At 66.2% G+C, this 1,233-nt stretch carries 1 protein-coding gene; it reads left to right on the top strand.

Annotation, left to right across the window (positions count from 1 at the left end; genetic code table 11):
* The gene (tuf, locus tag EFJ44_RS13720; protein ID WP_125257803.1) at positions 1–1,191 is read left to right on the top strand and encodes an elongation factor Tu; all 1,191 of its coding nucleotides are present in this window, start codon (positions 1–3) and stop codon (positions 1,189–1,191) included.
* Positions 1,192–1,233 lie beyond the last annotated feature (42 nt).

Below are 1,233 nucleotides of genomic sequence, written 5' to 3' on the forward strand. Positions count from 1 at the left end.
ATGGCCAAGGAAAAGTTCGAACGCACGAAGCCGCACTGCAACATCGGCACGATCGGTCACGTGGATCACGGCAAGACGACGCTGACGGCGGCGATCACGATGACGCTGGCGAAGTCGGGCGGCGCGACGGCGAAGAAGTACGAGGACATCGACGCGGCGCCGGAGGAGAAGGCGCGGGGCATCACGATCAACACGGCGCACGTGGAGTATGAGACGGAGAACCGTCACTACGCGCACGTCGACTGCCCGGGCCACGCGGACTACGTGAAGAACATGATCACGGGCGCGGCGCAGATGGACGGCGCGATCCTGGTGGTGTCGGCGGCCGACGGCCCGATGCCCCAGACGCGCGAGCACATCCTGCTGGCGCGTCAGGTCGGCGTGCCGGCTCTGGTGGTGTTCATGAACAAGGTGGACCTGGTCGACGACGAGGAGCTGCTGGAGCTGGTGGAGATGGAAGTCCGCGAGCTGCTGTCGAGCTACCAGTTCCCGGGCGACGAGATTCCGATCACCAAGGGTTCGGCCAAGGCCGCGACCGACGGCGTGAACCCGGAGATCGGCGAGCAGCGCGTGCTGGAGCTGATGAAGACGGTGGACGAGTACATCCCGCAGCCGGAGCGTCCGATCGACCAGCCGTTCCTGATGCCGGTGGAGGACGTGTTCTCGATCTCGGGCCGCGGCACGGTGGTGACGGGTCGCGTCGAGCGCGGCATCGTCAAGGTCGGCGAGGAAGTGGAGATCGTGGGCATCCGTCCGGTGCAGAAGACGACCTGCACGGGCGTGGAGATGTTCCGCAAGCTGCTGGACCAGGGCCAGGCGGGCGACAACGTCGGCGTGCTGCTGCGCGGCACCAAGCGTGAGGACGTGGAGCGCGGCCAGGTGCTGTGCAAGCCGGGCTCGATCACCCCGCACACCAAGTTCCTGGCCGAGGCCTACATCCTGACCAAGGAAGAGGGCGGGCGTCACACGCCGTTCTTCACCAACTACCGCCCGCAGTTCTACTTCCGCACCACGGACGTGACCGGCATCGTCAACCTGAAGGAAGGCGTCGAGATGATCATGCCCGGCGACAACGCCGAGCTGACCGTCGAACTGATCACCCCGATCGCCATGGAAGAGAAGCTGCGCTTCGCCATCCGCGAAGGCGGCCGCACCGTCGGCGCCGGCGTGGTCTCCAAGATCATCGCCTGATAGGCCTCAAGCCGCGAGCCTCCGCGAGGCGAGCATAGGCCA

This window comes from Brevundimonas fluminis, assembly GCF_003934285.1.
In the GTDB taxonomy this organism is placed as follows: domain Bacteria; phylum Pseudomonadota; class Alphaproteobacteria; order Caulobacterales; family Caulobacteraceae; genus Brevundimonas; species Brevundimonas fluminis.